General features: G+C 69.4%; 10 protein-coding genes and 2 pseudogenes. 9 read left to right on the top strand and 3 right to left on the bottom strand.

From position 1 onward, the window contains the following. Positions 1-218: 218 nt before the first annotated feature. The 9 genes and pseudogenes from ACIQMX_RS37130 (at position 219) to ACIQMX_RS37090 (ending at position 6,248) form a co-directional block, all read left to right on the top strand. On the top strand, positions 219-848 hold the full coding sequence (locus ACIQMX_RS37130; protein WP_402484815.1) for a transposase family protein: 630 nt from the start codon (positions 219-221) through the stop codon (positions 846-848). Then, a pseudogene (locus ACIQMX_RS37125) lies at positions 785-934 on the top strand (hypothetical protein); the annotation flags it as partial. The gene ACIQMX_RS37130 and the pseudogene ACIQMX_RS37125, both read left to right, overlap by 64 nt. Positions 935-1,329: 395 nt before the next feature. Next, positions 1,330-1,812: a transposase gene (locus ACIQMX_RS37120; protein WP_402484812.1), complete on the top strand. Its 483-nt coding sequence runs from the start codon at positions 1,330-1,332 to the stop codon at positions 1,810-1,812. 54 nt (positions 1,813-1,866) lie between these two features. After that, positions 1,867-2,304 (top strand): DUF4259 domain-containing protein, encoded by a 438-nt coding sequence (locus ACIQMX_RS37115; protein WP_402484809.1) that lies wholly within the window; start codon positions 1,867-1,869, stop codon positions 2,302-2,304. Positions 2,305-2,383: 79 nt separating this feature from the next. Further along, positions 2,384-2,461 (top strand): annotated as a pseudogene (locus ACIQMX_RS37110) (hypothetical protein); the annotation flags it as partial. Positions 2,462-2,592: 131 nt separating this feature from the next. Further along, complete coding sequence (locus ACIQMX_RS37105; RefSeq protein WP_402484807.1) at positions 2,593-3,351, top strand: helix-hairpin-helix domain-containing protein; 759 nt, start codon at positions 2,593-2,595, stop codon at positions 3,349-3,351. A gap of 160 nt (positions 3,352-3,511) precedes the next feature. Further along, complete coding sequence (locus tag ACIQMX_RS37100; RefSeq protein WP_402484804.1) at positions 3,512-3,847, top strand: HU family DNA-binding protein; 336 nt, start codon at positions 3,512-3,514, stop codon at positions 3,845-3,847. Positions 3,848-3,963: 116 nt separating this feature from the next. Further along, positions 3,964-4,554 carry a hypothetical protein gene (locus tag ACIQMX_RS37095; RefSeq protein WP_402484801.1) on the top strand — a complete coding sequence of 197 codons (591 nt, stop codon included), beginning with the start codon at positions 3,964-3,966 and terminating at the stop codon, positions 4,552-4,554. Positions 4,555-5,198: 644 nt separating this feature from the next. Continuing rightward, positions 5,199-6,248, top strand: coding sequence for a hypothetical protein (locus ACIQMX_RS37090; protein WP_402484799.1), 1,050 nt, complete (start codon positions 5,199-5,201; stop codon positions 6,246-6,248). Between the two features lie 134 nt (positions 6,249-6,382). Here the strand turns inward: ACIQMX_RS37090 and ACIQMX_RS37085 are convergent, their stop codons facing one another. The 3 genes from ACIQMX_RS37085 to ACIQMX_RS37075 all read right to left on the bottom strand — a co-directional run bounded on the left by ACIQMX_RS37085 (position 6,383) and on the right by ACIQMX_RS37075 (position 8,676). Further along, the gene (locus ACIQMX_RS37085; RefSeq protein WP_402484796.1) at positions 6,383-6,709 is read right to left on the bottom strand and encodes a WhiB family transcriptional regulator; all 327 of its coding nucleotides are present in this window, start codon (positions 6,707-6,709) and stop codon (positions 6,383-6,385) included. 203 nt (positions 6,710-6,912) lie between these two features. Beyond that, complete coding sequence (locus ACIQMX_RS37080; RefSeq protein WP_402484794.1) at positions 6,913-8,016, bottom strand: NYN domain-containing protein; 1,104 nt, start codon at positions 8,014-8,016, stop codon at positions 6,913-6,915. Positions 8,017-8,313: 297 nt separating this feature from the next. Beyond that, positions 8,314-8,676 (bottom strand): hypothetical protein, encoded by a 363-nt coding sequence (locus ACIQMX_RS37075; RefSeq protein WP_402484792.1) that lies wholly within the window; start codon positions 8,674-8,676, stop codon positions 8,314-8,316. Positions 8,677-8,863 lie beyond the last annotated feature (187 nt).

Here is an 8,863-nt window from a genome sequence, read left to right as displayed (position 1 = left end):
TCCCAGCCGAGTTCCAGGATGACCGCTGGCTCGCCGCCCCGTCGCGGGACTAACGAACCAGCAGCCTCTCAAGCCACTTCCGATACACGCCCTAGAAGGGCTCTGGCTCATGTTCTGTGATGCGGCCACTCTCCGTGACTGCTGGGCTCCTTCGAGCGGTGGGTGAAGTCGCCTGAAAATCATCGCTGGGCAACGCAGTTGGGCTGAATGTCAGGGCCGTGGAAGAGGTCCTGCTCCGGCTGAAGGAGTTGTTGTTCCCGTCGATCGCGGACGTCGCGGTGCTGTCGGCAGACGTGAACATCGCGATAGTGCGCGTTGACGCGCAATGCACCACCGACGGCGCCGTGTGCCCGGTCTGCGGCACCCGGTCGAACCGGGTTCACGGTTCTTACCTGCGGTTTCCCGCTGATGTTCCCAGCGGAGGCCGACGAGTCGTCCTCCAGTTGAGGGTCCGGCGGTTCGCCTGCGGAAACCCGAGCTGCGCACGCCGTACCTTCGTCGAGCAGATACCGGGCCTGACACGTCGGCACAGTCAGCGGACCGAACGGTTGCGCTCGACCCTGGCGTCGGTTGGTCTGGCCCTTGCGGGCCGGGCCGGGGCGCGCATCGCTGGCGTTCTCGGCGTTTCCGCCAGCCGTAGCACGGTGCTCCGGATGATCGACGCGCTTCCCGATCCCGAAGTGGCCGCGCCGCGGGTAGTCGGTGTCGACGAGTACGCGACCCGCACGGCCGCCACTACAGCACCGTCCTCATCGACATCGAAACCCGCCGCCCTGTCGACCTGTTGCCTGACCGGGAGGCGTCCAGCCTGGCGGCCTGGCTCGCCGCGCGGCCGGGCGTTGAGGTGATCTGCCGTGACCGGGCGCCGTTCTTCGCCGAGGGTGCCACCGTCGGCGCTCCACAAGCGATCCAGGTAGCGGACCGGTGGCACCTCTGGCACAACGTGAGCGAGGCCGCTGAACGGGCTGTCGCTCAGCACCGCCGCTGCCTCCGCGCCCTTGTCACCGCCGCCCCCGAGCCCGATCCGGGGCCTGCGGCAGAGGAAGATTCCTCTGGCTCGCCGTGGCCGACCGGCCATCGGTTCGCTGACCGCACCCGGGCCCGGCACGCCGACGTCCACGCACTGCTGCAAGCCGGGCACAGCCATCGCTCGGTCCAGCGGCAGCTCGGCATGACCTGGCGGACCGTCACGCCGACGTCGCGAAGCCGGAGGAACTGTTCACCGGGCAGTGGCAGAACCGGCCGTCGGTCCTCGATGACTACAAGCCCTACCTGGACGACCGGTGGAACGAGGGCTGCACCAACGCCTGGAAGCTGTGGGAAGAGATCGTGCCCCTCGGCTACAGGGGCAGCTACCAGCGCGTCCGCGCCTACCTGCACAAGAAGCGCACCTCCCCGCGACCGGTGGTCGCCCGTCCGCCCTCGCCTCGAACGGTCGCCGGATGGATTCTCCGGCGACCGGAAACCTTGCCCGAGACCGAACAACTGCTGCTCAAGACGGTGCGCACCCACTGTCCCGAGATCGACGCGCTCACCAGGCACGTCCGCGCCTTCGCGGTCATGCTGACCGAGCGCCAGGGCGAGCGCCTCCCGGACTGGCTCGCCGCCGTCCGGCAGGACGATCTGCCCAGTCTCCACACTCTTGCCGCCGGCATCGACCGCGACCGCGATGCCGTCATCGCCGGACTCACCCTGCCCTGGAGCTCCGGCGCGGTCGAAGGTCATGTCAACCGGATCAAGATGCTCAAGCGGCAAATGTATGGACGCGCTGGCTTCAACCTCCTGCGCAAGCGGGTGCTGCTTGCCTCCTGAGTGCACTGTCAGTGGCCAGTGCGACGATCCCCAGACGACCGCGCGAGGAGAGACATGGGCACCTGGGACATCGGCCCCTTCGACAACGACACCGCAGCCGACTTCGCCGGTGACCTGGACGAGGCCGCATTGGTAGAGCGCGAAGCCATGATCCGGGGAGTGCTCAAGCGTGCCGCCGGGCACGCGGACTTCCTGGGTATCTACGACGGCGAGCGAGCAGTGGGCGCGGCGGCCCTGGTCGCCGCCCAGCATCCTGACGGTGATCCGGCGTGTTCGAACTATGGCCCATCAGCGCCGCTACCGGAGTTGCCTGCAGACCTTCGGATGCTCGCCGTCGACGCCCTCGATCAAGTGGTATCTAACCGGTCTGAGCTTGCCGAGCTGTGGGCCGAAGCCGCGAACTGGTCGAAGTGGCGCCAGGGCATCACCCGCCTCCGCGACGTCCTTGACCCTCCGATCCCGCCACAAGAGGAAGCCCTGTTCGAGATCTAATCGGTGACCCACAGTCACGGACCACAGAACATGAGCCAGAGCCCCTAGAAAGTGAACAGAGCCACGAGGTGGACGGCGCGTGGTGGCTCGTGCCACGCTCCACAATCCCGCTGACATCCGACGTCGTAACCTGCACCTGGGGGACACCGTGACCGTCCATAAGGCGGGTGATGTGATCCCGAAGGTCGAAGCGGCCGTGACAGCGCTGAGGCCCAGGGGCGCCGAGCCGGTGCCGCCGCCGAAGCAGTGCCCGAACTGCGGTGATCGGATCGACAAGAGCAAGGAGCGGTGGCGCTGCGTCAAGGGAACCGCGTGCCGCCTGCCCGCCCTGATCGAGTACGCCGCCGGGCGCGATCAGCTGGACATCGAGGGTCTGGGCACCCGGTACGTCAAGGCTCTCGTCGACGCCGGGGCGTCCGCGACGTCGACGACCTGTTCACCCTCAGCGCTGAGCAGCTGGCCGAGGCCTCCGGCAGCGCCAAGCGCGGAGACAAGCTCGCCGCACAGATCCAGCAGGCCAAGTCGCTGCCGCTCGGCCGCATTCTCTGCGCGCCCGGAATCGTCGGCACCGGGCGCAGCATGTACCGCCGGATCGCCGCGCGCTTCGGGAGCATGGAAGCCATTCGCCGCGCGGACGCAGCGGCTCTGCGTGAGGTGGACGGTATCGGTGCCGAGAAGGCGCCGGTCATCGTGCAGCAGCTCGCCGACCAGGCGCAGGTCATCGACAGGCTCGTGGCCGCGGGCGTCACGATGGCGCCGTCCGAGGTTTCGGGCACCGCGCAGGGGCCGCTGAACGGCAAGGTCGTGGTCGTCACCGGGCGGATGACCGGGCGTCTCGACGGGGTCGGGCGCAGCGACATGACTACGCTGATCCAGAAGGCCGGCGGCCGCGCGGGCAGCAGCGTCAGTGCCAGCACGGACTACCTCGTCGCTGCTGCGGGGGCGGGCGGCAAGCCGAGCACGAAGGCGGCCCGGGCTCAGCAGCTGGGCGTGCAGGTGCTGTCTCCGGACGAGTTCGCCGACATGGTCACCGACTACATCAGCTGATCCGGCGGACGAGGCGGCGGGGCGGAAGGACAGACCTCCCACCCCGCCGCCCATATTGCTTAATTGGATTTACGTCGGTAGAATGTGGAGTATTGGCCGGTGATGCGCGCCGTGAGCGCCGCCCTCCTCACCGGCTTCGAGAGCAGAGACGAGAAGTACCTTGAACAAGCAGCAGCTGACCAAAGCGATCGCGGACAGCGGGAGCATCTCCACCACCCAGGCCGCCGAGGCCCTGGACCTGGTGCTGGACACGCTGGTCCGGCGGGTCCTGGACGGCGAAGCCATCGCAGTGACCGGGTTCGGCGCCCGCCAGGCGGTCCACAGCCCCGCCCGGCGGGCGCACAATCCGCAGACCGGTGAACGAATTCTGGTCCCCGCACGCAAGCGGATCACGTTCCGTCCGGCCGCCGCGTTCACCGCGATGGCGCGCGGCGAGCGTCCCGTCCCCGAGGCCGGGCACAGCGCCGCGCGCAAGAGCCCACCCACGAGCGCGTAGTGCCACTGTCCCGTCGGGCCGCGCCCTGTGGCCCGACGGGACCACACCCTCGACGAACCCTCCCTCCCGGCACGGCATATCACCACCGCACGCCCGCGCAGAAAGCACCACCCCTCATGAACGCCTCCGCCCTCGACGTCCGCACGCACGCACTCGCCTCCATCCCGCCCGCGCACCGCGAGCGCTCAACGGTCATGGTCGTTGACGGCCAGGAGGGCGTGCTGATCACGTTCGCGCCCCGCTACGTGAGCCCCGCAGAGCGCGACGCCGTCGACCGGCACGAGCCGGGCGACAAGGCCCAGCGGCGGGCCGAGGACAAGCTCATCACCACCCTGGCCCGGGAGGCCCACGCGATGCGTGGCGCGTGCGCGGGGGCACTGCGTGCCGCCGGCTACGACGTCACCTACGAGGGCCGCGCGGACGCTGTGCTGGGAATGCTGGAGGGGTTCACGCTGCGCCCCATGCGCGCCGTGCCGGTCGCATACGGGCAAGCGTCCTCGCCCGCCGGACGGGCCTGGCAGTCGGGAGTCGAGCACGGCTGGGACCACGCCAACTTCGTCCGGGCGTACGGCGCGGAGCATCAGCTTCGCCGCCCTACCGTCCCGGGTCACCACCGCGAGCAGTCCGAGGCGTACGAGCACGGCTGGCGCGAAGGCCGCAAGCGGTTCAACCGCGACTGCTACACCGACAACACCCCGCGCCCCTGAGCCGATGGGCCAAATCCTCCAGCTCGGTCGAGAGGTAGCCCACGCACCCTCGCCTCGGCCGGGAACCCGACCCCGGCCGGGCGGGCCGCCCGGCTCCAGAAGCCGTCCGAGCCGCAAGCTGCCGCATCCCGCTCCGCGCGAACGACGTGGACACGTCCCCGTACCGGCCGACGAAGCGCCGGACGGCATCCGCGCTGTGCCCCGCGCCCAGGAGCACCCGACCCTCGCGGCGTGCCGGGCTACGGCGGAAGTCCTGTCCGCGTACGCCGCGCAGCACCCCGGCCCCGATGCGGCGCAGTGGGCCTTCGTGGCGCAGGAACGGGTCACCGAGTGCACGTACCGCATCCGCGAGGGCGCCGAGCAGGATGAGCTCCAGTGTCTGGCCGACGCAGCCCGCGGCGAGCTCGCGGCGCTGACACTGGGCCTGCTCGACGAAGCCGGGCCCATGACGGCCGAGCGTCTGGCAGCACTGGACACCGATACCCTCGAGCTCCTCACCTGGTACGCCGCCCCATGGCCGGTGCGCTGGCTGTGGCCACCCGACACCGACACGCACGGGGTGGCGCTCCGGCCTCGGATCGTGAACCTCTTCCACGGGCCTTCTGTCGGCAGAGTGGTCGTGTCTCATTCGAGGGCTCCGCCACGTGCTGGGGGCCGACGTCGACATGGTCGGCGTCGACATGGACCCGGGCGCTGCCGCGACCGCGAACGCCGCCGGACACCTGTGCATCGTCGCCGACGTCGCCGCCCTGGATCCCGAACACCCCGCACTGCAGTGGGTCGTCGGCGTCATCCTCTCCCCGCCCTGCCAGGCCTTCAGCCCCGCCGGACACCGCCGCGGCCACGAAGTCGCCGCGATCGACATGGTCTGCTCGGTGATCCGTTCCGTGGGAGGCGCGGCCGGCTACCTCCAGACCGTGCACGCCGACGGGTCTGACGCGGGGTACGCCCCGCGTTCAGGCGAGACGTGGCCGGAAGTGCGAGAGCAGCTCGCCGACCTCGAGGACGAGCGGGCCGGGCTGATGGCCGAGACGGTGATCTGGCCGCTGGCCATGCTGTGCAGCAGCGGATCGGTCGAGTGGGTCGCCGTCGAGCAGTCCAGCGCCCTCCCGGCCGAGATCGAGGAGGCAATCTTCTTCGAGTTCGCGCAGGCGGGATGGCGCACGACCGAGGCCATGACCCTGGACTCCGTCGAACACGGCTCGCCGTCACACCGCAAGCGGCGTTTCCTGACCGCCTACCGCCACCGGACGCCGGTCATCAGCGTGCACCCCTCAACGCCCTTCCCCACCACCACATTCGCCCAGTGCGTCGGCTGGGAGACCGGACGCCGTGTCAACACCCGCGGCCAGCGCGGAATCGATCCTCGCACCGGCCGTCCCAAGGGCGGCGGCGGTTTCTCCGCGGACCGGCCCTCGAACTGCGTGACGGCCACGGCCTACGGCTGGAAGGACGAGGGCAGCGGACGACGCATCGAGCAGAACGACATCGGCCGCCTGGTCGGATTCCGCGGCGGCTACCCCTGGACCCACATCGGACGTGGTGAAGGCATCCGGACCCGGGCCCAACAGGCCGCCGACGTGGTGTGCCCGATGACCGCTGCGGCGGTCATCGGGCGCGTCCTCAACCTGTACTGGGAGGCGCAGACCCGTACCTACGTCGTCGAGCTGTACGGTCGCGCCGGCGCCGAGTAAACCCGGACCCGGTAGCGCCACCGCGGCGCCACGATCTACTGCGGCGTCCGGGTGCAGGCCGGCTGTGCCGCACCTCGGCGCGGCACAGCCGGCCTGCCCAGTTGGTACCGAAGGTCGCCTATCCGGGCGTCCCGTCAACTGGCCTCCGGCAGCCGGACGTCAGAGGCAGCAACACGTCCGGTGTGGGCTTGGTGCTCCTGGCGTGCGGTATCGAGCAGCCGCCACCAGGACGTGACCGTGGAGCGTCGACGCAGGAGGGCACGCCGCTCGCGTTCGGTCATCCCACCCCACACGCCGTGCTCGATACGGCTGTCGAGGGCATGGGCGAGGCATTCCGTGCGCACGGGGCATCCGAAGCAGATCATCTTCGATTTGTTCTGGCCCGTCCTATCGCCGAACAGCTCCTCCGGGTCGGCGTCCGGGCAGGCCGCGTGATCACTCCAGTGCTCGTCCGTCGTCACCCCGGTTACCGTCCTCTCCCCGCTCTGTCGTGTGACGGCAACCTTACGCAGCCCCAGGTCAGAAGCGGTATGGGAAATCCTTGAAGAGGCGACATGACGGCAGCCCCACGCCCCGCGGTGTCCGTCGATAGTGAGGGGCGGTCTCGACGGCGTACGCCTCGGCCGGCTCGTCCTGCCGCGAAGTAGGGCGCGGCCATCGCAGATCACGTGGTCGACGCGCCGCTCGAGACTCTGGTTCGCGACGTCCCCGCCGGCTGCTCGATACCGTTCCAGAAGCCCGCGCGCAACTGCACCCTGTGGTCGTCGCTGATGTCCAGCACGTCGTTGCCGATCGTACCGAACCTCGCGGCGTACCGAAGAAGTTCACCGCCGAGGCAGCGCGGGATCCGCGGACGAGCCTGCTGCAGTGTGGCGAGAAGCTGGTCAGCCCGGTCGTTTGGGAGACGCTCGGCCCAGCGGGTACCGAAGGTACTGCCCACCTCGTGAGGTTCACCGCTCACCGAGATGTCCTGCTCGCGGTCCACCCACACCTGCTGCGGGGTTGTAAGGGCTTCAAGAAGAGGGATTCCGTCGTCGGGATCGATCCAGCCGATGTCCGAAGACCAGCGCAGAGCCGCGGCTGGCTCGGATCGAGCGAGGTCTCCCGGGGAGGGAACGCGGACGGGCGTCGGTTGGGCCACCGGCGAGGCGCTGGGCATGGCCGACGCGCTCACCTCCGGTGCAGGCCTCGCCAGAGCGTCAGACGAGGGGGAAGTCGGCTCGGCTGCCGTGATGGCTCCGGTGAGCCAGTCGCGGTCCAGGAGCTGTCGCTCGTCGGCCTCTGCGACCAGGTCCTCGGACTGGTTGTAGGCGCCGTCGGCGGCCTGCACCGCCCACAGGTGCATGGCGACGCCGTGCTCCTTGGCCGCGGTCACGCCGGGCAGGAGATCGCCGTCACCCGTGATCAGAACGATGTCACTTGCTGCCCGGAGGCGGGACAGTTCGGTCAGCTGAGCGTGCATGGCGGCGTCCACCCCCTTTTGCTGAAGCCGACCGCCGGCGCGGGTGAGCATGCCCAGGCGCACGGTGACCCGGGGCATCACCCGTAGGCGCCGATGCTCGGGCTGGGGCACCCGGTCCGGTGCTCCGTCGAACCAGTAGATCCGCAGCAGCGGTCGGCCGGTCTCAAGCTGCGCGCGTTCACGGATACGGTGAATGAGCCCTGCGTAGTCGACGGACAGGCGCGAGCGCGCGGCGTCTCCCGTGAGCAGCGTCGCCGCCGCACCCAGAAGGTATCCGGCGTCGACCAAGACGATGCAGCGGTCCACGAACTTCCCCCTTGACCTCGTTCGTAGCCAGTCCACCACACCCGCCTCCGCGTGTACTGCGGTTTCTCGGCGGGTGCACGCCGACGTGCGAAAGGAGCAAGTCCTCAGTGCACGACCACGGAACGGAGGCACCTACGCTCTGCCAGGGACCGCGGGCGCTGACGCTATGGGTACGGCGACGGCGCTGGGCTGAGCAAGCCGAGTAGAGGCGGTTCTCTCCCGTCTGGACTCGGCCTCTGCTTCGCGCACAGGTGACCTGACGCCCCCGGAAGGAGTGGAGCGAGCACGGGCCGATCTTCAGACGGCCGTCGGCACCGAGGGAAGACCAGCGGACTCGATGGCCGGCAGAAGGTGCCGCAGGTGCTCGACGCCGTGGGCCGTGAGAGGGACATTTGTCTCGACGGCCTCCTGCTCGAAGTACGGGTGCCGGCCGACCGCGCGGGTATGGGTGATGGCGATCCGCGCTTCCTCCACGCTGATCACGGCCGGATACACCGTCTCGTCCAAGTCCTCTCGGTCGAGGAACCAGCTGGTGTCGGTGGTTGCCCAGTCCGAGAATGTCGATGTCCCGATGTCGTGTCTCCAGGCGGGGCGGGCAACGAGGAGGACGTTCAGGGCGATGTGAGCGGCTGGGAGCACCCGCGGCGCGGCAGAGGTCATGGCGCGAGTGTGGCCGGTCCTCACGACGCTCTACGGGCGCCACACCGCAGGCCTTCACAGCCGGCCGACCATCACCACCGGCGAGCATCGAGGGCGCAGCCCGGCACCCGATCGCCGACCGCTTCGACGGTAACCGCCTGGGCGCCTCAACAGCCAAGCAACTGTATTTCTTAATTGGAATTCATTC

Origin of the sequence: Streptomyces sp. NPDC091416, from assembly GCF_044756845.1 — a bacterium.
Lineage (GTDB): Bacteria > Actinomycetota > Actinomycetes > Streptomycetales > Streptomycetaceae > Streptomyces.
Note: the sequence above shows the minus strand (reverse complement) of the source record. Positions and strands in the feature narration are given on the sequence as shown.